This window comes from Pseudoalteromonas denitrificans DSM 6059 (assembly GCF_900112265.1).
GTDB classification, from domain to species: domain Bacteria; phylum Pseudomonadota; class Gammaproteobacteria; order Enterobacterales; family Alteromonadaceae; genus Pseudoalteromonas; species Pseudoalteromonas denitrificans.
The window spans coordinates 24,862-51,402 of sequence record NZ_FOLO01000041.1 but is presented as its reverse complement, the minus strand read 5'-3'; the positions used below and the strand labels follow the sequence as shown (position 1 = coordinate 51,402).

24 protein-coding genes are annotated in these 26,541 nt (G+C 35.8%); 16 read left to right on the top strand and 8 right to left on the bottom strand.

The features are described 5' to 3' along the window. Positions 1-225: 225 nt before the first annotated feature. Positions 226-1,266 carry a protein-glutamate methylesterase/protein-glutamine glutaminase gene (locus BM088_RS19380; protein ID WP_091988548.1) on the top strand — a complete coding sequence of 347 codons (1,041 nt, stop codon included), beginning with the start codon at positions 226-228 and terminating at the stop codon, positions 1,264-1,266. A gap of 18 nt (positions 1,267-1,284) precedes the next feature. Here the strand turns inward: BM088_RS19380 and BM088_RS19375 are convergent, their stop codons facing one another. Next, complete coding sequence (locus tag BM088_RS19375) at positions 1,285-2,334, bottom strand: polysaccharide deacetylase family protein (protein ID WP_091988545.1); 1,050 nt, start codon at positions 2,332-2,334, stop codon at positions 1,285-1,287. Positions 2,335-2,415: 81 nt separating this feature from the next. On the opposite strand from BM088_RS19375, the gene BM088_RS19370 reads away from it, so the two are divergent. Further along, positions 2,416-3,699 (top strand): MATE family efflux transporter, encoded by a 1,284-nt coding sequence (locus tag BM088_RS19370; protein ID WP_245763869.1) that lies wholly within the window; start codon positions 2,416-2,418, stop codon positions 3,697-3,699. Here the strand turns inward: BM088_RS19370 and BM088_RS27770 are convergent. Beyond that, entirely contained in the window at positions 3,641-3,904 is a 264-nt protein-coding gene (locus BM088_RS27770) for a hypothetical protein (protein ID WP_091988539.1), read from the bottom strand. The genes BM088_RS19370 and BM088_RS27770 overlap by 59 nt on opposite strands. A 2-nt stretch (positions 3,905-3,906) precedes the next feature. Beyond that, complete coding sequence (gene nfuA, locus BM088_RS19360) at positions 3,907-4,479, bottom strand: Fe-S biogenesis protein NfuA (RefSeq protein WP_091988536.1); 573 nt, start codon at positions 4,477-4,479, stop codon at positions 3,907-3,909. Positions 4,480-4,626: 147 nt separating this feature from the next. Here nfuA and BM088_RS19355 point away from each other — a divergent pair, with 147 nt between their 5' ends. Beyond that, positions 4,627-7,182 carry a M14 metallopeptidase family protein gene (locus BM088_RS19355; protein WP_091988534.1) on the top strand — a complete coding sequence of 852 codons (2,556 nt, stop codon included), beginning with the start codon at positions 4,627-4,629 and terminating at the stop codon, positions 7,180-7,182. A 112-nt stretch (positions 7,183-7,294) separates the two neighbouring features. Further along, complete coding sequence (locus BM088_RS19350; protein ID WP_091988531.1) at positions 7,295-7,732, top strand: hypothetical protein; 438 nt, start codon at positions 7,295-7,297, stop codon at positions 7,730-7,732. Positions 7,733-7,737: 5 nt separating this feature from the next. Here the strand turns inward: BM088_RS19350 and BM088_RS19345 are convergent, their stop codons facing one another. Then, positions 7,738-8,460: a ComF family protein gene (locus BM088_RS19345; protein WP_091988528.1), complete on the bottom strand. Its 723-nt coding sequence runs from the start codon at positions 8,458-8,460 to the stop codon at positions 7,738-7,740. 58 nt (positions 8,461-8,518) lie between these two features. Here BM088_RS19345 and bioH point away from each other — a divergent pair, with 58 nt between their 5' ends. The 3 genes from bioH to BM088_RS19330 all read left to right on the top strand — a co-directional run bounded on the left by bioH (position 8,519) and on the right by BM088_RS19330 (position 10,604). Continuing rightward, entirely contained in the window at positions 8,519-9,256 is a 738-nt protein-coding gene (bioH, locus tag BM088_RS19340) for a pimeloyl-ACP methyl ester esterase BioH (protein WP_091988525.1), read from the top strand. Between the two features lie 118 nt (positions 9,257-9,374). After that, entirely contained in the window at positions 9,375-9,689 is a 315-nt protein-coding gene (locus BM088_RS19335; RefSeq protein ID WP_091988522.1) for a hypothetical protein, read from the top strand. 9 nt (positions 9,690-9,698) lie between these two features. Then, positions 9,699-10,604 carry a putative metalloprotease CJM1_0395 family protein gene (locus tag BM088_RS19330; protein WP_091988519.1) on the top strand — a complete coding sequence of 302 codons (906 nt, stop codon included), beginning with the start codon at positions 9,699-9,701 and terminating at the stop codon, positions 10,602-10,604. A 296-nt stretch (positions 10,605-10,900) separates the two neighbouring features. Here BM088_RS19330 and BM088_RS19325 read toward each other — a convergent pair whose 3' ends face one another. Continuing rightward, entirely contained in the window at positions 10,901-13,225 is a 2,325-nt protein-coding gene (locus tag BM088_RS19325) for a Tex family protein (RefSeq protein ID WP_091988516.1), read from the bottom strand. A gap of 257 nt (positions 13,226-13,482) precedes the next feature. Here BM088_RS19325 and greB point away from each other — a divergent pair, with 257 nt between their 5' ends. The 3 genes from greB to envZ all read left to right on the top strand — a co-directional run bounded on the left by greB (position 13,483) and on the right by envZ (position 16,138). Further along, positions 13,483-13,962, top strand: a complete 480-nt coding sequence (greB, locus tag BM088_RS19320; RefSeq protein WP_091988513.1) for a transcription elongation factor GreB — start codon at positions 13,483-13,485, stop codon at positions 13,960-13,962. A gap of 155 nt (positions 13,963-14,117) precedes the next feature. Further along, positions 14,118-14,837 carry an osmolarity response regulator transcription factor OmpR gene (gene ompR, locus BM088_RS19315; protein ID WP_091988510.1) on the top strand — a complete coding sequence of 240 codons (720 nt, stop codon included), beginning with the start codon at positions 14,118-14,120 and terminating at the stop codon, positions 14,835-14,837. Continuing rightward, positions 14,837-16,138: a two-component system sensor histidine kinase EnvZ gene (gene envZ / locus BM088_RS19310; protein WP_091988508.1), complete on the top strand. Its 1,302-nt coding sequence runs from the start codon at positions 14,837-14,839 to the stop codon at positions 16,136-16,138. The genes ompR and envZ overlap by 1 nt, the downstream gene beginning before the upstream one ends. Positions 16,139-16,228: 90 nt before the next feature. On the opposite strand, the gene pckA is transcribed toward envZ, so the two are convergent. From pckA to hslR, 3 genes are all read right to left on the bottom strand, one after another. Next, positions 16,229-17,839 (bottom strand): phosphoenolpyruvate carboxykinase (ATP), encoded by a 1,611-nt coding sequence (pckA, locus tag BM088_RS19305; protein ID WP_091988505.1) that lies wholly within the window; start codon positions 17,837-17,839, stop codon positions 16,229-16,231. 269 nt (positions 17,840-18,108) lie between these two features. Then, positions 18,109-18,951, bottom strand: a complete 843-nt coding sequence (gene hslO / locus BM088_RS19300; protein ID WP_091988502.1) for an Hsp33 family molecular chaperone HslO — start codon at positions 18,949-18,951, stop codon at positions 18,109-18,111. A gap of 83 nt (positions 18,952-19,034) precedes the next feature. Continuing rightward, positions 19,035-19,445: a ribosome-associated heat shock protein Hsp15 gene (gene hslR / locus BM088_RS19295; RefSeq protein ID WP_091988500.1), complete on the bottom strand. Its 411-nt coding sequence runs from the start codon at positions 19,443-19,445 to the stop codon at positions 19,035-19,037. 231 nt (positions 19,446-19,676) lie between these two features. On the opposite strand from hslR, the gene gspC reads away from it, so the two are divergent. The 6 genes from gspC to gspH all read left to right on the top strand — a co-directional run bounded on the left by gspC (position 19,677) and on the right by gspH (position 26,538). After that, positions 19,677-20,606, top strand: coding sequence for a type II secretion system protein GspC (gspC, locus tag BM088_RS19290; protein WP_091988498.1), 930 nt, complete (start codon positions 19,677-19,679; stop codon positions 20,604-20,606). Positions 20,607-20,623: 17 nt separating this feature from the next. Continuing rightward, positions 20,624-22,702 carry a type II secretion system secretin GspD gene (gene gspD / locus BM088_RS19285; protein ID WP_091988495.1) on the top strand — a complete coding sequence of 693 codons (2,079 nt, stop codon included), beginning with the start codon at positions 20,624-20,626 and terminating at the stop codon, positions 22,700-22,702. Beyond that, on the top strand, positions 22,695-24,200 hold the full coding sequence (gene gspE, locus BM088_RS19280) for a type II secretion system ATPase GspE (protein WP_091988493.1): 1,506 nt from the start codon (positions 22,695-22,697) through the stop codon (positions 24,198-24,200). The genes gspD and gspE overlap by 8 nt, the downstream gene beginning before the upstream one ends. Further along, positions 24,200-25,414: a type II secretion system inner membrane protein GspF gene (gene gspF, locus BM088_RS19275; RefSeq protein WP_091988491.1), complete on the top strand. Its 1,215-nt coding sequence runs from the start codon at positions 24,200-24,202 to the stop codon at positions 25,412-25,414. Before gspE ends, gspF begins: the two co-directional genes overlap by 1 nt. A gap of 41 nt (positions 25,415-25,455) precedes the next feature. Then, complete coding sequence (gene gspG, locus BM088_RS19270) at positions 25,456-25,884, top strand: type II secretion system major pseudopilin GspG (RefSeq protein WP_091988488.1); 429 nt, start codon at positions 25,456-25,458, stop codon at positions 25,882-25,884. Between the two features lie 81 nt (positions 25,885-25,965). Continuing rightward, a complete protein-coding gene (gene gspH / locus BM088_RS19265) occupies positions 25,966-26,538 on the top strand; it encodes a type II secretion system minor pseudopilin GspH (RefSeq protein WP_245763868.1) in 573 nt (190 codons plus the stop codon). The last annotated feature ends 3 nt before the right edge of the window (positions 26,539-26,541 follow it).

The following is a 26,541-nucleotide window of genomic DNA, read 5'->3' as shown; positions in this document are numbered from 1 at the left end:
CATACTGACATTGAACTGTTTTGAATGTTTTTTTAATCTGAATTTAAATGAAAACAAGCATGCAGTGACACGAAATTGAAGAGCAAGATATACATAAGACATACTGACATTGAGTTGTATTAATGACAGGTCTAAATAAAAAATGGTTTGGATTGGCTATATGTTTGCACCAAGCAGCTTATTTGGAAATTGATATGATTTTAGATTTTAATTCGGAGGTTATGAATGATAAAAGTATTAATAGTTGATGATTCTCCTTTGATAAGGGCTTTGTTAACTGAAATATTACAGCTTGCAAGTGATATTAAAGTCGTTGGAAGCGCAGAAGACCCTTTTGATGCCAGAGAGAAAATAAAAGTACTGAAACCTGATGTTTTAACATTAGATATTGAAATGCCCAAAATGGATGGCATCAGTTTTTTAAAAAATTTGATGCGGTTAAGGCCTATGCCTGTTGTGATGATTTCAACTTTAACACAACAAGGTGCACCGGCAACATTAGAAAGTTTAGAGTTAGGTGCAATTGATTTTATTGCTAAACCCACAAAAAATGTGGCCCAAGAATTACATGATTACACTGATATTTTACACGATAAAATTCGAGCTGCAGCCAGTGCGAGAGTCAGACCATTTTTACCTGTAAAAGAAAATACTCATGCAAAAATAGTTAACCCTAATAGTGTTAAATTTAAAATGAATCATTTATCTGTTATTGGCGCGTCAACAGGGGGCACTGAGGCAATTAAAGAGGTTTTAACGAGATTACCCGCTCACTTTCCCCCAGTGGTGATCACACAGCATATTCCGCCTGTATTTAGTGCTTCTTTTGCGGAACGTATGGACCGAATATGCCCAATGTCAGTGAGAGAAGCGCAAGATGGCGATAAACTTGAAATTGGATGTGTTTATATCGCTCCTGGAGATTTTCATTTAAGCATTATAAGTAAAGGCAGTGGCTTATTTTGTAATTTATCTCAAAGTGAGGCGGTTAACCGCCATAGGCCAGCAGTAGATGTATTATTTGATTCTGTCGCTAAATTAGCATTAAAAAGTATAGTTGCGACCATTTTAACAGGTATGGGGGCTGATGGCGCTAAAGGTTTATTAAACCTTAAAGAAGCAGGCGCAAAAACCTTTGTGCAAGATGAAAAAACCTCTGTTGTTTATGGCATGCCAAAAGCGGCTTTTGATATTGGTGCAGCCAGTAAGCAAATACCATTAGAGCAAGTTGCTGATGTACTCATGCGTTTAGCTGTTAAGCGTTAGCTGCGTTGTATACTTAGCTTAAAGGTTATTCGATGTGATAATCCAAGGTTGAGAAAACCAATAATAATAACCTTTTTGATCTAATGAAGGCGCTGTGCAGTTATACCTTGAGCGACCTTTTTTTAATGGTACAACGGCGCTGACTTCAACTATATTGGTTGCAATCCAATTCAATTTTGCCTTGCCTTGGCCTGAAACGTAACACACAAATTGTGACTGATTAAAATCATTCATTGCCAATTGCAATACTAGCTTAGGATGTTTATTTGTCGTAACAGGTTCTGAATTTTCAAGTATTTTTAAATTAAACGGCAGTGACTTTAATTTGCTTTTTAAAGTTTTTAAATTGGCATAAATACCTGATGCCGGAAATCTGGGGAGTCGACTAAAGTCATTATGAATACCCACTGCACCTGAATGTTGCCCAATGCCGACATAACCTAATTCTTTTATAATATTCTGTAGTGCATGGTTAAATTCGCCATAAGGGTAAGCTAAATAACGATAGTTATGGCCGGTTTCTTGTTTTATTCTTTGTTCAGATTGTTCTAGGTCTTGTTTAATGCGTTTTTGCCATTGTATTTTATTTTCGCCTTTATTGAGTTGATGTAAATATACATGCTCAGCGCTATGATTGGCGATAGTCGCCCCTTTTTTAGCCAGTGCTCGTATTTGTTCCCAAGTCATTGCATAAGATATTTTTTCATCAATTAATTTGGGGTTTACAAAAATAGTATAAGGAAAGCCATATTTCTCTAAGAGAGGCGCAGCTGTTAAATAGTTATTTTTATAGCCATCATCAAAAGTAATCGCTACAGTATTGTCCTTTAATATTTTTCCATTTTTTAATTGCGTTAACATGTCTGGCAATGAAATGACATTAAACTGGTTGTGTTTTAAATAGGCTAAATGGGCATCAAAGTCTTTTGGGCTAATACTCGTAACGCTAGGTAAGGTGTCACTCACATGATGATATTGTAAAATGACACTGGCAATAACTTGGTTTGATAGCATCAATGCAGGCAATAATAAGGTTAATCTCAATACATGTTTAAATTTGTTCAACATTGTCATAAAAGCCTATTTAATAATTTATTTTCTAAAAATAACTTTAGCCACCATAAAAATTTGCTAGCTTTAGCCTGGCCTATGATTTTATCAAATATTACTGTGCCTTTGTTAGGTTTAGTTGATACCGCGGTCATAGGCCATTTAGATAATGCATATTATCTTGCTGGTGTGGCAATAGGCACTATGGTGATTAGTTTAATTTTTTGGCTATTCAGTTTTTTGCGAATGAGCACAACGGGTTTAACAGCACATGCTTTTGGTGCAAAAGATAATCTGGAGCAAATGGCGGTTTTGAAAAAAGGCCTGGTATTATCCGCATTCTTTGCCGTTTTTTTATTATGCTTGCAACCTATTGTTGTTTATATACTACAAAATCATATAACTGCCAGCAAAGAAGCCTTAGAACAAGCGCAAATATATTTTTCAATTCGTATATTCAGTGCGCCTGCAGCACTGACTAATTTGGTTTTGTTAGGTTGGATGCTAGGAATGCAGTACGCAAAAGGCCCATTTTATTTACTGTTAGTTACTAATATAACAAATATAGTTTTAGACGTTATTTTTGTTGTATTACTGGATTTTGGTGTGGCAGGTGCTGCATGGGCTTCGGTTATTGCAGATTATTTAGCCTTGTTTTTTGCTTTATTTCTTGTTTCTTTATTGCTTAAAAAGCACGGCTTATCATGGCTAAAACTTTATATTCAACCAATCACAAAACTCAAAGAAACATTAAGTTTAAATCGTGATATTTTTATTCGCTCTTTGTTTTTACAAGTTTGCTTTGCGTTCATTACCTATTATGGTGGTCGTTTAGGCGATAATATTTTGGCTGCGAATGCGATTTTATTAAATTTTTTATTACTCGTGAGTTTTGCACTTGATGGTGTTGCTTATGCGGTAGAGGCTAAAGTGGGCGAGGCTAAAGGTCAAAAAAATATCACTTTATTAAAACTTTGGGTCAACATTAGTTTATTTTGGGGTATGCTTTTTAGTATTTTATATAGCTTAGGTTTTGCTATTTTTTCTGACCAACTTATTATTTTATTAACAGATATTCCTGAAGTTGTGACAACTGCACAGGTATATGTTGGCTGGTCAATTATTTTACCAATGCTAGCCGTTTTTTGTTTTATTTTTGATGGTGTATTTATTGGTTTAACCCGAGCAAAAGAAATGAGAAATGCGATGATTTTTTCAAGTCTGATTGGTTTTTTTGCAGTGTTTTTAATATTAGAGTCTTGGGAAAATCATGCTTTATGGGCAGCTATGAGCAGCTTTATGTTATTAAGAGGCTTAACCTTGATTAAAAAATATCGCGATTTAGTGCGCTGCGGTCTTTTAATACCTGAGAAAATCGATTAGCAAAGATACCTAAATATCCGTAAAGTGCAAAAAATAAAGCTATGGGAAGTAACACTAAACCTGGAATTTGAAATAAGGCTTCGTACAGGTAACCATATATGATTAAAGCCGCGCTTATGGCAAATAATATCATGCCAATAAAAAACCGCTTTAGGCTCAGTTTTGGGGTTGAGCCTAAGCGATAAATTGTATTTTTAAAATGCATACTTAATAATAAGAATGTTCACCAGGGTTGTGGTCTGTTGCATCTTTCACCCCTTTAATTTCAGGGAATTTAGCTAACATTTCTTTCTCTATGCCTTCTTTCAAAGTGACATCTATCATAGAGCAACCATTACAGCCACCACCAAATTGTAAAATAGCGATGCCATCGGCAATTTCAACTAAGCTAACTTGGCCTCCATGACTTGCTAATTGAGGGTTAACTTCGGTATCTATCATATGTTGAATTTGTTCTTCTAAACTTGCGTTGTCACCGAGTTTTTTTGCTTTAGCATTAGGTGCTTTTAGTGTTAATTGAGAACCCATTTTATCGGTTACAAAATCAATTTCAGCTTCCCCTAAAAAAGGTGCACTTTCTGCATCTACAACAGCATCAAAACCATTGAATTCAAGATGAATATCAGTATCTTCTACTGCATCTTCTGGGCAATAAGAAACACCACATTCAGCCTGTGATGTGCCTGGGTTTACGACAAAAACACGGATTTTGGTATTTTCAGCTTGATCTGATAATAATTTAGCGAAATGACTTTGTGCGGTTTCAGAAATATTGATCATATGACGGTATACTTGACTAAAATACTAGGTTACTTGCTATCATACTCCGCTCGTCTTATTGTCGCTAGTGCCTATCGTAAAAATTTGGCTTTATTATTATCTGGTGTTAATTTTAGGTATCAGTCAATTTTATTAGAATAATTAATCATGCGCTTGTTTCGCTTTGTTTTGTTTTTCCTTTTTAGCCCTTTGGTATTGGCTAAACCACTTAATTTTTACTTTGATTCCAATATTCAATTCGATCCAGATATTCCAACACCGCAAAGTGTATTGGGCTATGAAGTAGGTGATTGGCATGTACGGCATGATCAGCTTGTACGTTATATGCAAGTATTAGCAAACAAAAGTGATCGTATTAAAATTGAAACGATTGGTTATAGCCATGAGCAACGCCCGCTTTTAATGCTTACGGTGACTAATCCTCAAAAATTACAAAATATTGATGAAATTCAAGCCAAGCATATAGCGCGATTGTCTGATGGTGAAATTAAAACAAATGAAGATGACCCCGCTGTTGTTTGGATGGGGTACAGTGTGCATGGCAATGAATCATCGGGAAGTAACGCTTCTTTATTAGTGGCTTATTATTTAGCAGCAGCACAAGGTGAAAAAATAGAAAGCTTATTAAATAATACCGTGATTTTAATTGATCCCTCTTTAAATCCTGATGGTTTATCTCGTTTTGCTCAATGGGCTAATATGCATAAAGGTCAAAATCTGTCTAGCGATCCAAATCATAGGGAACACGTTGAGGCGTGGCCTAATGGTCGAACAAATCATTATTGGTTCGATTTAAACCGTGATTGGCTTTTATTACAACATCCTGAATCTCGTGCCAGAGTTGCAAAATTTCATCAGTGGAAACCGAATGTTTTAACTGATTTTCATGAAATGGGCCCTCATAGTACATATTTTTTCCAACCGGGCATTTCTAGCCGTAAGCACCCCCTTACGCCAGAGCGTAATGTGACATTAACGAAAGATATTGCTGTTTTTCACGCGAAAGCATTGGATAAGCAAAATGCGCTTTATTTTACAGAAGAAAGTTTTGACGATTTTTATTATGGAAAAGGCTCAACTTATCCAGATATAAACGGGTCGATAGGTATTTTATTTGAGCAAGCAAGTTCCAGAGGCCATCAACAAGACACGATTAATGGCTTATTAGAGTTTCCGACAACGATTAAAAACCAATTAACCACTTCATTATCTACTTTTGATGCAGCGATTGCAGGCAAAAAAAACTTACTCGATTATCAAGATGACTTTTATACTAATGCGATAGAGCTTGCTAATAACGACAATATAAATGGTTATTTAGTTTCAGAAACAAAAGATAAAACACGGTTAAACCAATTTTTAATGTTATTAAAGCGTCATCAAATCAGTGCTTACAAAATAACTAAAGATATACGCATAGAAAATAAAGATTATGCCCATGATACGAGTTTTTATATTCCATTAGAGCAAGCACAATACCGTTTAATAAAAGCGATATTTAGTGAGCAAAAAGATTTTCAAGATAATACTTTTTATGATGTTTCTGGTTGGACAATCGCCCATGCTTTTAATATTGAGTTTGCAAGTTTAACCAGTAAATGGGGGCTTAAATATTCACAATCACCTTGGCAAACGACACAGAAGAAACCTTTAAATAAATTATCAAACCACTATGCTTATGCCTTTGAATGGGACGATTATTTAGCTCCTAAAATGTTGAACCGTTTATTGAAAAAAGGCATTAAAGCGCGTGTTGCTCTAAAAGATTTAACTGCTGAGACTGATCAGGGAAGGTTTGACTTTTCATCAGGAACAATTATTTTACCTGCAGGCTTACAAACAATCGATAACTGGATAAACATAGTTGATGAAATACGCACTGAGTTTGCCATTCCAATATTGGGTATTACCTCTGGTTTAACATCTAAAGGCATAGACTTAGGCTCGCGCCAACTCGCTCCAGTGAGTCTACCTAAGGTTTTATTGATTGGCGGTGAAGGTACTAGCCAGTATGAGGTAGGTGAGATTTGGTATTATTTAGATAAATTTGTAGGAATTGCACCAACGGTTGTAGATATTGCAAAACTAGGAAAAATTAATTTTGATAAATATACCCATGCTATTTTAGCGAATGGTAGCTATCACGGCTTTTCAGATGCAGCAAAAGTAAAAATGAAAAGTTGGATCAAAGAAGGTGGTGTTATCTGGGGTCATAAAGGAGGTGCTAAGTTTTTAGTTGATAATAAAATACTTAAAGCAGGTTATATTTCTCAAAAAGAAATGGCAGAAACCTTTGATAGCACACATTTAACTTACGCAGATAAAAATGCTTTATCTGCTAAACAACGTATTGCAGGTGCAATTTATAAAACGCAATTGGATTTATCTCACCCTTTAACTTTTTCAATTCCACGTAAAGTATTACCAGTATTTAAAAATAGTACATTTTTATTGGAGCCCGTTGATGCTCCATTTGTAAATGTAGCTTTATATGATAAAAAGCCATTAATGGCAGGGTTTAGTCATCAGAATAATGTAAAGCAAATATCCAAAGCTGCTGCTTTAATCGCACATTCTTATGGTCGAGGTCGAGTTATTGGCATGACAGATAATCCCGTATTTAGAGGTTATTGGTTTGGTACCAGCCGCTTATTAAGCAATGCATTATTTTTTGGCAAAACTTTTAGTGCAAAGCCTAAATAAACTGAGCTTTTTCATTTGTTATTTAAATTCCTATAGTGTTATTGCTCTATAGGAATTGTCTGGAAATAAAATACCTTGTAAAATTTAGGTACAATTTTAAGGATGAATACATATGAAAAAAATACTTCTTTTATCTCTAGCGTTAACAGTGAGTGCTTGTTCTGTGGTGCCAAATTACCCTCATTATTCTGTGACTGATGCTGCGAGTACATCAATTAACAGTCAAAATGGTTTACGCAGTACACTTAATTTTGAAGTTAAAAAAGTGGGTTATGTACCAGATGAAAACAATTGGTACCTTAATGCACTGCAAAACTATAGGTTGCCAGAAAATGTTTCTATAGTTATTAACGAAGGTTTAGAACAAGAGCTTAATGATAAATTTAACCTTAATTCATTAAAAGATTTAAAAAACAAAAGTATAGAAGTTTTTGGTTTAGTTAAACGAGAAAAAATATTTTTATACAGAAAAGGTCAATTCACAGGTAAATATTATTATCAAAATCATTTACAGTTAAATAATTCAGATCAAATTACATTAGTTGATTGATTTTATTATTTATCTAGCGGTGTTATACAAGTGGCCCAAACCCAGACTTGCTTGGCGCCGGCATGTTTAAAACATAAGCTCACCTCGTTTACTGTTGCGCCAGTCGTAATTACATCATCTATTATTACTATCGTTTTATTTTTAACATCAGCATGAATTGAAAATGCTGATGTTAAATTTTTTTGTCTTTGCTTTGCACTTAAATTGGTTTGCGCTTTTGTATATTTTTTTCTTTTTAAAACATCATTTTTAATTAAAGCACTATCAAAACCAGGAATGCTAAGCAGAGCTTTGCGCCACACTTGATCTACTTGATTGAATCCTCTCATTTTGTAGCGCCTCAGATGTAATGGCATAATGATTATCATATCAGGCCACAGCCAATTATTATTTTTTACTGCAACCATTAGTTGTGCTTGAATTATTTGGATTAAAACATGGCGGTAATGAATTTTATTACAGAACTTTAACTGACTTAGCCAATGTGAACTAGGTTCTTGATACCAGCTGACTGCAAATAAGGACTCAAAATATATCTCTTTAAATAAGCGGCTTATATTGGGTTTTAATAAAAAATTTACTCCGTTTGTTGGAAAAGGTAATTTAGCGAAATAACTTAAACAATCAGTGCATAATTTAGGTTGATGCTTTACGGTTTTATTACACATTAAGCAGTGGCTTGGAAATAAGTTATCAAAAAAATATTCTATTAATGATAAAACAGTCACGCCATGACCTCGTATGATATGATCCGCATCAATTAAGTGTGGTTAAGGTTTGGTCAATATGCAAAATGAAAGTGTTTTTTTACATGGATGGGGAATGAATCAAAATGTATGGCAATTATTATTAACCGACCTTAAAAGTGAAATATCGAACCCAATTAAAACATTAGATTTACCAGGTTTTGGGAATTCAAAATCATGTCCAGAACCTTACACATTTTCTTCTGTGGCAAAGAAAATAGCAGAACAATTATCAGATAACAGTACTTTAGTTGGTTGGTCATTAGGTGGTCTTTTTGCTATTCACATTGCTAAATATTATCCGGAAAAAGTTTCAAAAATAATTTTAGTGGCTTCTTCTCCTTTTTTTACACAAAACAATAATTGGTTAGGTATTAAACCTGATGTTCTTCAAAACTTTATGTCTCAGCTTACTGAGAATAGCAGTAAAACGATAGAGAGATTTTTAGCAATTCAAGCTATGGGTAGCCCTTCTGCAAAACAAGATATAAAAAAATTAAAACACATATTAAAATTGTCGCCAGAACCAAAATCAATTGCACTTAACGCTGGCCTTAATTTTTTACTTACTGAAGACTTACGCCCACTGTTTACAGAATTAACTATCCCTATTTATGGCATATTTGGTGGCTTAGATTCTTTAGTGCCGATACAAGCTGTGACTAACATGACACAGTTGAATTCAAACTTTAAAGCGCATGTTTTTCCTAAGGCATCACATGCGCCTTTTATCTCTCACAAAAATGAATTTATTCAGGTTTTAAAAGAAATACTTTAAAAATTAATAAATTAAAATAATAAAGGTAATGTGCTTTTATTATTTAGTTTTTTAGCTTTATTTAGTTTGTTTTTTGAGCGATAATTAGATAGGAATGATCGTTTAAGGAGTTTATTTTATGGCTATTAGTCCCGCATTTAATTCAGGCGTGCAAGGATTCCAAAGAGCAAGTCAAGAAATTTCGCAATCAGCTCAAGATATAAATCGTGCAGCTCAAGAGCAGCAGGCGATTAGGAATGACCAAATTGATAGAAACAAAGCTGTTGAGGCATCTCGCTCTGATGAAGTTGCGATTCAGCCTGCGCAACCACCGGCAAGAATAGATGAGGCCTTAGTTAACTTAAAAGTTGAACAGTTTAATGCGCAAGCAAACGCAAAAACAATTGAAACAGCTGATGAAGTATTAGGCACATTAATAGATGTAAGAGTTTAATTACTTTTTATGAATATTGTTACCACGTTTCCAGCAATAAACTTAAATACAGCTAATGTACATACGGAAACGGCGCGCCACGATAATCAAAAAAGAGAGCTAGTACAGGAAATAAATAAACCTGAAGCATCGCCTGCAGAGTCTAAATTAGCAGGTGATTCTGATAAAACAAAACAGCCAGGGAAATCAGTAAGTGAAAATCAGGAAGTTTTGTTAAGTGAGGAATCAACCAATAAAAAAATAGAAGAAGATAAAGAAAATAATTCCCAGAATAAAGAACAACACAATCAGCAAAAAGAAGAAAGCGACGAACAGCAAAAAAATCAAAAAGACACAAAACAAGTAGAACAAAAAGAACTTGAGCAATTAAAACAACTTAAGTCTCGGGATACTGAGGTTCGTAATCACGAACATGCGCATGCCGCTGTTGGTGGTCAATATGCAGGTTCTCCTAGTTATGAATATCAGCGAGGACCTGATGGCAGTAATTATGCTGTTGGTGGCGAAGTATCGATAGATGTTTCAGTTGTTTCTGGGGATCCTCAGGCTACTATAAACAAAATGCAGCAAGTTCAAGCTGCGGCTTTAGCACCAGCTGAACCTTCAAGTGCTGATCGCGCAATTGCAGCAGATGCTGCACAAAAATTAGCTACAGCCCAAACCGAGTTAACAAAAGAAAACTCCAGTATAAATAAAAATGATGCTGAAAATAAAGAGGATGAAAGCCAAGAAGACCAACTAGCTTCTGATGAAGAATCATTAAAAGAAAAAGAGTTAGCTAAAACTTCCGAAGACAATCAAGAATTATTAGCACAAAGAGACACTTCAATAAATGAAAGAGCTGTTCGAATCGCTAACTTTTATCAAGCCGCAACCTCACCTTTCACTCCTCAAAATTTTGCTCAGCAGATTTAGTTATATCAGTTCCAATTAATATATGCCCTTTCTAAATGCTTCAAATATACAACATTGACTGTTGCTCAATAAAACACCTTGCTATTGAAGGTTTATTCTTATTTATATTTGATCACTTATTTAATTAAATGGATATTAACTCTTTATCGAAATGTTATATCTAGTGTTATATCTAGTGTCATTTTATACGGTTTGCACTTGTATATTGTGGTGAGATTGGAGAGAGAGCACATCCTACTAGTGGTCAAAATGCGCTCTAAAAATCGGACTTATATCTTTACTGTATTGATTTAAATTTACTTTTTAAGCTTTGCAAACGCATCCGCAAAGGCATTGCCCATAGCTGCATTATTCGACTCTTTCCTAGGTTTTGCTGCTTTAGGTTTAGCATGATTTTGCTTTGGTTTATTAGGCTGAGCTTTGTGCTGTTGTCCTTTATGTGCAGATTGATTGATATCATCATTTAGACGCATGGTAAAACTAATGCGTTTGCGTGCTACATCAACCTCAACTACTTTTACTTTTACAATATCGCCCGCTTTTACTACTTCACGGGGATCAGATATAAACTTGTTAGTAATAGAGGAAATATGCACTAAACCATCTTGGTGAACTCCTACATCAACAAAAGCACCAAAGTTAGCAACGTTAGAAACAACACCTTCTAATATCATTCCTGGCTTTAAATCAGAAACTGTTTCTACGCCTTCTTTAAAAGTTGCAGTTTTAAATTGTGGGCGAGGATCTCTGCCAGGTTTATCCAATTCTTCAATAATATCCGTCACTGTAGGTAAGCCAAATTTATCATCAATAAAATCACTAGGGTTTAAAGATTTTAGGTTTTCGCTATTGCCAATTAATTGAGCTACTTCGATATTTGTTTGGATTAAAATACGCTTAACAACTGGGTAAGCTTCAGGATGAACAGATGAGCTATCTAATGGGTCTGAACCATTATTGATGCGTAAAAAACCAGCACATTGTTCAAATGCTTTAGGACCTAAACGTTCCACTTTTTTAAGCTGAGTTCTATTAGTAAATACACCATTATTGTCTCTGTATTTAACAATATTTTGAGACAAAGTTTTATTTAAACCAGAAACACGCGCTAATAAAGGAGCTGATGCCATATTGATATCTACGCCAACAGCATTTACACAGTCTTCAATAACACCATCTAGGCTAGATGATAAATTACTCTGTGATACATCATGTTGATACTGGCCAACACCGATGGCCTTAGGTTCAATTTTAACCAGCTCAGCAAGTGGATCTTGTAGTCTACGTGCAATTGACACTGCACCACGAATAGATACATCTAAATCAGGAAACTCATTAGCAGCAAGTTCTGATGCTGAATAAACAGATGCACCAGCTTCACTGACGACAATTTTATTCATTTTTAAATCACTTTCAGCTTTTATCAGTTCAGCTGCAAGTTTGTCGGTTTCACGAGAAGCGGTGCCATTGCCTATCGCAATTAATTCTACTTTATGCTGACGACATAATTGCCCTAAAGTGCGTAAAGACTTGTCCCAATGATTCTGTGGTGCATGGGGAAAAATAGTACAGTGACCTAACATTTTTCCTGTTTCGTCTACTATTGCGGCTTTTACACCTGTACGTAGGCCAGGATCTAACCCTAAGGTTTTTCGTGCACCAGCAGGAGCTGCCATTAATAAGTCTTTTAGGTTTTTTGCAAATACATCGATAGCACCATCTTCAGCTTTATCACGCATAGCGCCTAAAAATTCGTTTTCTAAATGCAAAGATAGTTTAGCCTTCCAGCTTGTTTGCACAACACTTAATAACCATTTACTCGTTTCATTATTCTGCAGATCAATATTGAAGTGTTTTGCTATGATGTTAATGCACACACCTTCTGGTCGTTCTGAACTGGGATCAGGAATAATGTTTAATTGTACTATGCCTGCACTGCGAGCTCGCAACATGGCTAATGCTCTATGAGAGGGAACTTTTTTAAGGTTTTCGGTATGAGAAAAGTAATCTTGATATTTTGCGCCTTCGTTTTCTTTTCCTTTAATTACTTTACTTTCAATAACGCCATACTGGTTAATTTGACGACGTAATTTTGCTAACAATTTTGCGTCTTCAGCAAACCTTTCTATTAAAATAAATTTGGCACCCTCTAGCGCTGCTTTGGTGTCGTTAATTTTAAACTCAGGGTTTAGATATTTTTGAGCTTCTTCTTCAGGTACCAGAGAAGTTTGATTATAAAGATTTTCAGCTAAAGGTTTTAAACCAGCCTCAATGGCTATCTGTCCTTTTGTTCTACGCTTTGCTTTAAAAGGTAAATATAAGTCTTCTAATTCTGTCTTACTACTAGCCGTTTTGATTTCTTCTTCTAATTGAGCTGATAATTTACCTTGGTCTTTTATGGTATTTAAAATGAAAGTTCGCCTTTCTTCTAAGGTTCTCAAGTAGTTTAGTCGCTGCTCTAATAAACGTAATTGGGTATCATCTAGCCCACCTGTTGCTTCTTTTCTATAGCGTGCTATAAATGGGACTGTTGCGCCTTCATCTAATAATTTAGTAGCTGCGATAACTTGATTTTCTTTAGCATTTAATTCTAATGCTAATTGAGATGCAATTTGGGTCATTTTGAACCTATAAACTTAATCATATGAGAAGGTCTTAAAATTTAAGATGAAGCTTTGAATTTGGTATCGTTTAACTAAAATGTGAAATTCAAATCTTTGCGTTAGACCTTAGAATGAATAAGATTGTCTCTATTCACTGTGCAAAAGTCCAATTTTAAAGAGAATTAAACTATGATAATTCTAAGCTTGAAATGAAGCTCAAATTATCTAAGATGCTGTAATACTCTTTTAAATATTCAAATGAAGAAGTGAAGCGTGTGAAAACAAATTTAGTGACTGCAGAAGGTTACAGAAAACTTCAAGAAGAAGAAAATTATTTATGGACAGTGAAACGTCCTGAAATAACAAAAATTGTTTCCTGGGCTGCAAGTTTGGGGGATAGATCTGAAAATGCAGATTATACCTTTAACAAACGTGTACTTCGTCAAATAGATCGCCGTGTAAGATATCTAAGAAAGCGATTACCTGATTTAAAGGTTATTGAATATTCACCAGTCCAAGAAGGTAAAGTGTTTTTTGGTGCTAAGGTAGAAATTGAAAATGAAAAGGGTGAGATTAAGTCATTTAAAATAGTAGGGCCAGATGAAATATATGGAGATGAAAATGAACCTTTGATTTCAATTGACTCGCCTATGGCTAGAGCGTTGCTGAAAAAAGAAGTTGATGATGAGTTTATTGTAAAAACCCCAGAGGGTAATAAGGAATGGTTTATCAACGCCATTGTATATGATAAATGAAGTCAGAAATAAGCGTGTTTTATATACGATTATGTGCGATATAAGTTTTAATGAAACTTTCGGTAACAAACTAAAGCACAAAAGGATTTTTATTAGCGACATTTTCTTTTATATTGAGCTTATATAGATAAAAATAATTAACGCGGAGTTAGGTAATGGGACAAGAAACAACCAAAGTTTTAGTTGTAGATGATGATATGCGTTTACGTTCATTGTTAGAACGTTATTTGGTAGAGCAAGGTTTTATTGTCCGCTCAGCTGGAAATTCGGAGCAAATGGATCGACTGCTTGAACGAGAGAATTTTCATTTATTAGTATTAGATCTAATGCTACCAGGTGAAGATGGGTTATCAATATGCCGCCGATTACGTCAAAAAGAAAATGATATTCCTATTATTATGCTTACAGCTAAAGGTGATGAAGTCGACCGTATTATTGGTCTAGAACTTGGAGCTGATGACTACATTCCAAAACCTTTTAATCCTCGAGAATTATTAGCCCGTATTAAAGCTATTTTACGTAGACGCTCATCTGACGTGCCTGGAGCGCCAGCTGCCGAAGAAAATAAAATTGAATTCGGCGATTATAAATTAAATTTAGCAACTCGTGAAATGAACCATGGTGATGAAGTTATTTCTCTTACAAGTGGTGAGTTTGCAGTTTTAAAAGCCTTAGTTACTCATCCTAGAGAGCCTCTAAGTAGAGATAAGTTAATGAATCTTGCGAGAGGTCGTGATTATAGTGCTCTTGAGCGCAGTATTGATGTACAGGTTTCACGTTTACGCCGTATGATTGAAGAAGACCCTGCCAACCCTAGATATTTACAAACGGTTTGGGGACTAGGATATGTTTTTGTTCCCGATAGTGATGAGTAATGCGATTATTCCCTCGTAGCGCATTTGGACAAACTGTTTTTTTTGTAGGTGCACTACTGTTAATAAATCAAATTGTTTCTTATATATCGGTTACTTTTTATGTTGTGAAGCCAACAATAGAACAAGTTACTTTAATGCTTTCAAAGCAAGTTAAAACCGTATTTATTGGCGTAAACGATGGCATCGTTTTATCTCCAGAAATTACTGAAAAGTTTTATTTGGCAACAGGGGTTGAAGTAATGTCTGAAGCACAAGCTTTTAAAAGTGGCTTAGAAATGGCTTCAGAATATCCAATGTTATCAAGCATTATGTCTAAGCAACTCGGAGGGCCGGCTAGGGTCAGGATCAACCAGGCAAAAAAACTTGTATATTGGGTCGAATCACCTCAAGCGCCTGGGTTTTGGGTTCGAGTGCCTTTAATGGGCTTTAAAGAAACACAATTAGAATTTTTAACTTTCTATTTAGCTTGTATTGGGGTTCTGAGTGTTTTAGGCGGTTGGCTATTTGCAAGCCAGCTCAATAGACCTTTAAAGTCACTGCAAGACGCCGCTGTAAAAGTAGGTGTTGGAGATTATTCTACTCAGCTTATAGAGCGCGGTTCTATTGAAGTGATTGAGGTGACCCGGGCGTTTAATCAAATGTCTAAGGGCATTAAAGAGCTTGAAGAAGACAGGCGTTTATTAATGGCTGGCGTATCTCATGATCTAAGGACCCCTTTAACACGGATTAGATTAGCGACTGAAATGATGTCTGATGATGAAGATTATTTACGTGATGGCATCATTTATGATATTGAAGATATGAATGCCATAATTGATCAATTCATTGAATACCTAAGACATCATAAAGTAGCAGAGCTAATCAATGAAGACCTAAATGCTTTGGTGTCGGAGGTTGTATCATCTGAACAGAAAAAACTAAGGATGATCAATACAGAGTTAAATGAAAGTATTCCTAATATTCCATTAAGCCATGTTGCAATAAAACGTGTTGTCACAAATATGATTGAGAACGCACTTCGTTATTCAGATGATGATATTAAAGTTATTACCGGTTTAGAAAAATCCAAAAAGTATGCTTATGTCGCTATTCAAGATAAAGGCCCTGGGATCCCAGAAAATGAGCTCGAACGTGTATTTCAGCCATTCACACAAGGTGACTTAGCGCGGGGTAGTGAGGGGAGTGGTTTAGGTTTGGCAATCATTAAACGGATTGTTGATATGCATAACGGCATAGTGACATTAAAAAATATGCCTGAAGGCGGATTAGAAGCAAAAGTAAGCTTTCTCGTTAAACAATAAAATAAAAAGGGGTCGGAGTGAATTAACTTATTAACAGTTAATGTACTCCGACCCCTTTTTAATTTGCGAGAGCAATCTCTCGCAGCAACTTTATAGCTGAGGGCCAGCTGATACTAATGCTTTACCATTTTCTGTATCAGTGAACTTCTCAAAGTTATTTACAAAACGTTTAGCTAAGTCTACAGCTTTATCATTCCAAACACTTGCGTCTTCGTATGTCTTACGAGGGTCAAGAATGTCACCTTCAACACCTTCAACTGAAGTCGGTACTTCTAGATTGAACATTGGGATAACAGTTGCTTCAGCGTTATCAATAGAACCATCTAAGATTGAATCAATAATTGCACGTGTTGCTTTGATAGAAATACGTTTACCAGTACCGTTCCAGCCAGTATTTACTAGGTAAGCTTCTGCGCCTGCAGCTTCCATACGCTTGTGTAATACTTCAGCGTACTGAGTTGGATGTAGGCTTAGGAAAGCAGCACCAAAACAGCTAGAGAAAGTTGGAGTAGGTTCTGTGATACCACGTTCAGTACCCGCTAATTTAGCTGTGAAACCTGAAAGGAAGTAGTACTCAGTTTGCTCTGGTGTTAGCTTAGCAACTGGTGGTAAAACACCAAATGCATCAGCAGTTAAGAAAATGACTTTCTTAGCGTGACCTGCACGAGATACTGGTTTTACGATGTTGTCGATATGATGAATTGGGTAAGAAACACGTGTATTCTCAGTTTTTGAGTTATCGTCAAAATCAATTTTACCATTCGCATCAACAGTTACGTTTTCTAATAATGCATCACGACGGATTGCATTGTAGATATCAGGTTCATTTTCTTTGCTAAGGTTGATTGTTTTTGCATAACAACCGCCTTCAAAGTTAAATACGCCGTTATCATCCCAACCGTGCTCATCATCACCGATTAGTTCACGTTTTGGATCTGTAGAAAGCGTTGTTTTACCAGTACCTGATAACCCAAAGAAGATTGCTGTATCGCCGTCTTTACCAACATTTGCACTACAATGCATAGATGCGATGCCTTGAAGCGGAAGGTAGTAGTTCATCATTGAGAACATACCTTTTTTCATTTCGCCGCCGTACCAAGTACCACCGATTAGTTGAACTTTTTCAGTTAGGTTGAAAGCAACAAAGTTTTCAGAGTTAAGACCTTGCTCTTCCCATTTATCATTGACTGTTTTTGCACCGTTCATAACTACGAAATCAGGTTCGTAATTTTCAAGCTCAGCATCAGTAGGGCGAATGAACATGTTCTTAACAAAATGTGCTTGCCATGCTACTTGAGTAATAAAACGTACTTTTAAACGTGTTGCTTCATCAGCACCACAAAAAGTATCAACAACAAATAAACGCTCACCGCTTAGTTGAGTTGTAACTAAACCTTTTAAATGATCCCATGTTTCAGGAGTCATAGGTTTGTTATCATTTTTACCTTGATCAGACCACCATACAGTATCGCGCGTTACGTCATCACGAACAATATACTTATCTTTAGGAGAACGACCAGTAAAAATACCAGTGTCTACATTTACTGCGCCAAGTTCAGTTTCGACACCTTTGTCAAAACCTTCTAGGCCGGCTTTAGTTTCTTCAGCAAAAAGTAACTCATAAGATGGATTGTAAACAATTTCTGCAACGTCATTAATACCATATTGCGACAAATCAATTGAGTTTTCTAAAGCGGTCATGCAAAAACACTCCTACGTTTTGAACGGGGTTTAAATATAAAGAACTATTGTGAGATTAGGCGCTAATTCTAGGTGAATACTGGCTAAAACAAAAGCAATAAAGGACGTTAAGCTAAAGATTTAAGAACTTTTTCGAATGATACCGGTGTCATTAGATATTGAGGGCATGGACTTTTTGAATGATACCGGTGTCATTGTTATTTGGGGTATCACAAAATAATAAAACCGAGTAAGACTCGGTTTTTATGGATTATGAATATGACTTAAATTTACTCAAAAAGTGCTTTAACTTGTGATTCATCAAAAATGTAATTACTTAAACAATAATGGCAACTAATTTGGATGTCGCCATTTTTGTTAATATCTTCAAGTAGAGATTCTAAACCTAAATTAATTAATGCACTGGCTGTTTTATCTCTGGTGCAAGTGCATTTATAGCTAACTGCTTGTGGTTCAAATACTCTAGGGTTGTCTTCATGATAAAGACGAGTAAGTACTGTGTTAGCATCAAGTTCTAGCAGTTCTTTATCTTTTATCGTATTTGTTAATGCTTCAAGGTGAATAAAATCTTGCTCAGCTTTGTCTTTATCGACAGGCAATACTTGTAAAAATAAACCTGAAACTTTTGCTGAGTTTTCAGTAATATCTGTCGCGAACCAAAGTCGGGTTTTTAATTGCTCCGATTGCGTGAAGTAATTCTCTAAACATCCGGCTAAAGTCTCAGCTTCTAAAGGTACGATACCTTGGTATCGCTCACCTTTATTTGGTGTAATCGTAATAACCATATGGCCATTACCTATTAAGTCTTTAATACCTGAACCTGCAACTTCACTTTGAAGGCGCGCTATGCCTCGCATGTTTTGTTTATTGTCACCATTAATTACAGCGTATTTAACAGGACCATCACCTTGCAATTGCACTGCGATATCACCTTCAAATTTTAATGTTGCTGTTAATAAACAGGTGGCAGCTAATAATTCACCTAATAATGTTTTTACTGATTCAGGGTAGTTATGGCCTTTAACTATTTCATTAAAGGTATTGCTTAACTGTACTAGTTCACCTCTGGCATCAAGGTTTTCAAAAATATATCTATGTAATAAATCTTGCATCTGGCACTTGCCTATCTTTAATTTGAATACAAAACAGTATAAAAATACTGTGTTATTGCTTTAATAAAATTAGTTTAATATTACTAACTCTGCTTAAATTGAATGATTTTACGTCTTTGTTTTTTATCTGGTTTTCTATCTGGGTGTGGAGAAAAAAAGCTATTGTTTTTTCTGGCAATCGTATTTTTCTCTCGTTGTTCTAGGCTTTCTTTTGACTCTTGATAGAGTAATTGTGCTTCAGGTGCACCACGTCTATGTTCCGATATTTGCAAAACTGTGACCGTTTTTTCATCATGATTTTGCGGTAATTTAATAATCGCTCCAAGTTCAACAATTTTGCTCGGTTTACATTTCTGGCCATTATATTGAACTTTTCCGCCTTGAACCATGTCTCTAGCTATAGCGCGAGTTTTATAAAATCGCGCGGCCCAAAGCCATTTATCTAGTCGTACTTTAAGCAGTTCGTTTGGCTGAGTTTTTAATTGTTTTACCATTATTAATTAAATATCGTGAAAAAATTGCATGAAATATAGCATAAACAGCCTTTTTTAAAAAGAGACTACATTTGTTTACTAAATTCTTTAAGCTAATAAATATAGGCGATAGCGGACTGTTTGTACCGTTTTTTTTCCGTTGTTAATAACATTCGTTATCAAGGCGCTTGTTGTATGAAAACAAGCGGGTTACTATGTCTTCGCTATTAAATAAATATAAAAATAAAGGTTATGCAGTTTAGAATACAACAACTACAGCATTTCATTGCAAAGTTACCAGAAAAAAAAATAAGCTTTACATTGCTATTACTTATAGTGATGTATGTTGCATTTTTATCATCTCAAGCTTTTTGGTTATTTTGGCCTAAGTCGCAACCAGCTACGTTAACTGCTAACACATCTTATGCAAAACCATCTTCTCTAGGTGTATTAAATAGCCAAGATATAACAAATTTAAATTTGTTTGGTAAGGCTAATGCAGCGCCAAAAAAAGTAATTGAAGAGCCTAAGATTATTAATGATGCGCCAGAAACGTCACTCAATATTGGGTTAACAGGTGTTGTTGCCGTAGATAAAAATGATAAAGCGGGTTTAGCTATTATTGAAAGCCAAGGTACCCAAGATACATATCAAGTCGATGATGTTGTTAAAGGTACTCGAGCAACAATAAAACAAGTTTTTGCAGACCGAGTTATTTTAAAAGTGAGCAACCGTTTCGAAACGCTCATGCTTGATGGTATTAATTTTTCTAAAACGGTTAGTAATAATAAAAAGCAGTCAATTAGAACAGAACATAAAGCAATCCCCAGAAACGCTAGAATAATTCAAGCAACACAGAATGCAGATGTTAAGCGTGAAATTAAAAACAAAAGAGCCGAGTTGGTAAAAAACCCAGGTAAGCTTTTTGACTATATTCGTGTATCGCCATCACGTGTAAATGGTGAACTGGTTGGTTATAAATTAAGACCAGGAAAAGACCCCGCACTATTTAAAAAAATGGGGTTAAAACATAATGATTTAGCAACTTCAATTAATGGCTTTATGCTCACTGATATGAAACAAGCTATGGCTGCAATTAATGAATTGCGTACCGCACAATCAGCTACTATCTCAATTAATCGCAAGGGCGAGCAATTGGAAGTACTGTTCAGTTTAGATTAAAGATTCGGAGTTTAGAGATGAATCACTTGTTACGCCGCCTAAGTAAAATAAATAAAATTAAAAAAGGTTTGGCCAAATACGCCGTATTGATGCTAGCTGTCGGAACTACATTGTCTGTTGCTGCGGTTGAATACTCTGCCAATTTTAAAGGCACAGATATCCATGAGTTTATTAATATTGTTGGTAAAAACTTAAATAAGACCATCATTATTGATCCCAATGTGCGCGGTAAAGTAAATGTGCGTAGTTATGAATTAATGGATGAAAAGTTTTATTATCAATTTTTCCTTAATGTATTAGAAGTACAAGGTATTGCCGTTATAGAAATGGATAATGGTATTTTAAAAGTTGAAAAGAGTTCTAGCGCCAAAAAATCTAGCGTACCAGTTATCACCGATGATGTAGATTCGTTTGGCGATATGATGGTCACGCGCGTAATTCGTGTTAAAAATGTAAGCGTTCAAGAGTTGGGTCCACTTATTCGTCAGTTTAGTGATCAAAAAGATGGTGGCCATGTTACCAACTATAAAGATGCTAATGTAATGATGTTAACTGGTCATGCAGCTTCGGTTAACCGCTTAGTTAAAATCATTCGCTTAGTTGATCAGGCCGGTGATAAACAAGTTGATATTATACGCTTAAAACATGCAGCCCCAGCTGATGTGGTTTCTGTGATTGAAAAAATTTATAAACCTACATCTGGAAAATCGAATATCCCCGCATTTTTAATACCAAAAGTGGTGGCAGATGACCGTACCAATAGCATTATTGTAAGCGGTGAAACACAAGCAAGAGAGAGAGCCTTAGATTTAATTAAACGACTTGATGGTGAATTAGAAAGTCAGGGTAATACCAAGGTTGTTTATCTTAATTATGCTAAATCAGAAGAATTAGTAAAAGTATTACAAGGCGTAAGTAAGTCTATTGCTGATGAAAAAAAGCAAACAGGTTCAAAATCTAAAAGTCGTCGAAATGATAATAAAACAAGTATAGAAGCTCATGCTGAAACGAACTCTTTAGTGATCACGGCGCAACCCGATATCATGCGCTCTCTTGATAAAGTGATAGCCAAATTAGATATACGTCGACCTCAAGTATTAATTGAAGCCATTGTTCTTGAAGTATTTGAAGGCGATGGTGTTAATTTAGGTCTTCAATGGATCAGTGAACAAGGTGGTATGATCCAATTTAACAATGGTACCGTACCTGTTGGTAAGTTAGCCGTTGCGGCTGAACAAGGAAGAGATAAAGAAATTAAAGGCAGTGTTATCACTGGTAATGATGGAGTTCCTGTTGCAACCACTACCACAGAGAAAGGGGATTTAACCGCACTTGGCACTCTGCTTGGTGGTGTAAATGGCATGGCCATGGGTATTGTTAAAGGTGATTGGGGTGCAATTATCCAAGCAGCTGCAACAGATACTAACTCTAATATTCTATCTACTCCTTCAATCACAACGATGGATAACCAAGAAGCCTCAATGATCGTTGGTCAGGAAATCCCAATTTTAACGGGGTCTGCTGCAGGGAGTAATAACTCAAATCCATTTAGCACAGTAGACCGCCAAGAAGTGGGTATTAAGTTAAAAGTAACGCCACAAATCAATGACGGTTCAGCAATTTTGTTAACTATTGAGCAAGAAGTTTCAAGTATTAGTGGTTCAACTTCGGTCGATATTATTACCAATAAACGAGAATTTACGACCACAGTGATGGCTGATGATGGCGGCATGGTCATTTTAGGTGGTTTGATTGATGAAGATGTGCAAGAAAGTGTGTCTAAGGTACCTGTGTTAGGCGATATTCCTATTTTAGGGCATTTGTTTAAGTCATCATCAACTAAAACAGTTAAACGTAACTTAATGGTATTTATTCGCGCTAATATTATTCGTGACGATGTTACTATGAATAAATTGAGCCATGAGAAATATAATTACATCCGTTCTGAGCAAGTAAAAATGGAAGACGATGGTGTCGATTTAATGCCAAATAAGCAAACACCGGTATTGCCAGAGTGGAATGATGACTTAACGTTACCCCCTACATATCAAGAGTTTTTACACGGTAAAAATAAAGAAGAGAAAAAAAATGACTGAGTTAGCAGCCCAAATTCCAGTGGCTCCTAAACGTTTGCCTTTTTCTTATGCACGGCGTTTTGGTGTGTTTTTAAGTCACGATATTCAAAAAAACACTTTAAATTTGCTTTATAAAGGGCAGTTAAATTTAGATGTTTTGCTTGAGGTTAGACGGATAGCAGGGAAAACCTTTACGACTGAATTATTAACTGATGATGATTTTGAGTTGCAAATTGAGGCTGTTTATCAAAGAGATAGCTCTGAAACGCAGCAAATAATGGAAGATATTGGCAACGAAGTCGATTTATTTTCTCTTGCGGAAGATTTACCTACTACTGAAGATTTACTCGCCAGTGATGATGATGCACCTATTATAAAGCTCATTAATGCGATGTTGGGTGAAGCAATTAAAGAGGGTGCTTCTGATATACATATTGAAACCTTTGAGCAAGATTTAGTTATTCGTTTTAGGGTTGATGGCGTTTTAAAAGAAGTATTAACACCAAATCGTAAATTGTCTTCTTTACTGGTTTCACGTATTAAAGTAATGGCTAAGCTAGATATTGCTGAAAAACGCATACCGCAAGATGGTCGAATTAGCTTGAAAATTGCAGGTCGTGCGGTTGATGTCCGAGTATCAACTATGCCATCTAGTTATGGTGAGCGAGTTGTTTTACGTTTACTTGATAAAAATAATGCTCGTTTGGACCTAGAAGATTTAGGCATGAGTGATGATAATCGCATAACGTTTACAGAATTGGTTCGCAAACCTCACGGTATTATTTTAGTTACAGGCCCCACCGGGTCGGGTAAAAGTACAACGCTTTATGCCGGGCTTGCGGAGATAGATTCAAAAGAAAGCAACATATTAACCGTTGAAGATCCCATAGAGTATGAAATTCCTGGCATAGGCCAAACACAAGTAAATGCAAAGGTAGATATGACCTTTGCCCGTGGTTTACGCGCTATTTTACGACAAGATCCCGATGTTGTAATGGTTGGTGAAATACGTGATTTAGAAACAGCTCAAATTTCTGTACAAGCCTCATTAACAGGGCATATGGTTTTATCTACTTTACATACAAATACTGCAGCAGGTGCTATTACACGTATGGAAGATATGGGGGTAGAACCATTTTTACTCTCATCATCTTTATTGGGGGTTTTATCACAGCGTTTAGTGAGAACTTTATGTTCGAACTGTAAACAAGCTCATGTAGCTGACGAAAAAGAATGTAAACTACTAGGCATTGAGTTTAATCAAGGTAGAGAGATTTATCGTGCTATTGGGTGTACCGAGTGTAATCATAATGGTTATAGGGGCCGTACTGGTATTCATGAACTTCTTGTTGTAGACGATACAATTCGTGAACTTATTCATAATGGTAAGAGCGAACAATCTGTAGAGAAATACATTCGTAAAACAACGCCAAGCATAAGGCAAGATGGTTGTAGCAGGGTGCTTGCGGGTAAAACTACATTAGAAGAAGTATTACGTGTCACTAGAGAGGAAAGCTAGTGCCTGCATTTGAGTACAAAGCATTAGATGCTAAAGGTAAAACTAAAAAGGGTTTGCTTGAGGCCGATACTGCAAAACAAGTCCGAACGAGCTTAAAAGAAAAAGGTTTAACACCTTTAGAGGTTAATGCTGCCGCAGAGCAAGAAAAAGCGAAACAAAATAGTTTTTTCAAAACAAAAATATCTACAGCAGACTTATCTCTGATCACTAGGCAGTTAGCAACCTTAATCCAATCGGCATTACCCGTTGAAGAGGCTGTTTTAGCTGTTGCAGAGCAATGTGAAAAGCCACGGCTAAAAAGCATGTTAATGTCGGTACGCTCAAAAGTTGTTGAAGGCTATACCTTAGCCGATGGTTTGGCTGAGTTTCCTCATGTATTTGATTATTTATACCGAGCCATGGTTGCGGCAGGTGAAAAATCAGGTCATTTAGATAAAGTACTCAATCGATTAGCTGATTATACAGAGCAGCGCCAACATATGCGCAGCCAAATTACACAGGCTATGGTTTACCCTATGGTCTTGGTCGTTTTTGCTATCGGTATTATTTCAATATTGTTAGGTAGTGTAGTACCTAAAATATTAAAAACCTTTGAAAAGTCAAAGCAAGCCTTACCCTGGACAACGGAGTGGGTACTTGCAGCAAGTAATTTTGTACAAAATTATTGGCATATTACTTTGATTATTCTTTTTGCGATTGTCTTTGGTATCAAGCAAGCACTTAAAAAACCTAAAATACGTTTTTGGTACGATAGCAAAATTTTAACCCTTCCTGGTTTAGGTAAGGTGAGTCGCAGTTTAAATACCGCAAGGTTTGCGCGTACCTTGAGTATTTTGTCTTCAAGTTCAGTTCCGTTATTAGAAGGTATGAAAATATCTGGGGAAGTATTGGCAAATGAACGTATTAAAAAAGCCGTTGGAGATGCTTCCGTGAAGGTGAGTGAAGGCGCAACTTTACGGGCTTCATTACAACAAACTAAGTTTTTTCCACCTATGATGCTTCATATGATTGCAAGTGGTGAAAAGTCTGGCGAGTTGGAACAAATGCTTGAACGTTCAGCCGATAACCAAGATCGTGAATTTGAAAGTTTGGTAAGTGTTTCATTAAAGTTATTAGAGCCTGCGATGATTGCGGGCATGGCTGTTATTGTATTGTTTATTGTAATGGCAATATTGCAGCCGATTATGGCAATGAATAAAGCAATTGGTTTATAACATTTATAATTGATAGTTATTTTTAAATTTAGAGGTAAAAAATGAAAAAACAGTCTGGTTTTTCACTATTAGAGATCATGGTTGTACTTGTGATCATCGGTATGATCATGGCAATTGTTGCACCCAATATTATGGGTCAACAAGAAGAAGCTGCTAAGGATAAAGCACATTTAGATATCCAGCAGCTAGAAGACGCTATGAGCATGTATAAACTGAGAAATAAAACTTATCCAACAACCGAGCAAGGTTTAGAAGCTTTAGTAACAGAAACGGATGTTGAACCATTACCGAGACGTTTTCCAGATGGCGGGTTTATTGACAAATTACCAGAAGACCCTTGGGGTAACCCATACCAGTTAGTAAGTCCTGGTGAAATTGGTAAAATTGATTTATTTTCAATGGGACCTGATGGTGAAGTGGGTACAGAAGATGACATAGGTAATTGGGACGAAGAAGAAAAAAATGGTTAAGTTAAAGGTTTAGTTTTGAATTTTGAATCGTTCAAAGTGGAATCAAAATTAAAATCAGGTCAAAAATGGCATGGTTCTCAATTGCGGACTAAAAAAAATAAAGGTTTTAGTCTTATTGAGATCATGGTTGTCATTGTGATCATTGCCTTTGCAACAAATATGGTTGTTTATAACCTAGGTGGAGGCGAAGAAGAGCTATTAGAAAAACAAGTTGTAAAAATGCATACAGTTATTAATTTAGCTGCAGATTATGCCGTTTTAAATCAATTAGAGCTTGGCTTTCACTTAGATAAAGATATTTTTGAGTTTTTGGCTTTTGATGGTGAAAAATGGATCCCGTTAACGGGAAATAAAGCGTTTAAATCGGTTAAGTTTCCTGAGTTTTTAGATGTTGAGTTACAACTTGATGATTTGCCATGGGCGCAAGAAAACTTATTGGAACAGGTTGATTGGCGCCAATTAATGGATTCTGATAATGATGAAAATTTCTTAGAGTTAGATAAACTTAAGACTCCACAGGTTATTTTGCTTTCGTCAGGAGAGGTTAGCCCATTCTCTTTATCGTTTTCGTTAAAACAACAAAGAGACCCTACATTTTTCATTGAAGGTGAATTTATGGCTCCTGTAAGGTTTAAAAGAGAACCTGAGCTATGAATA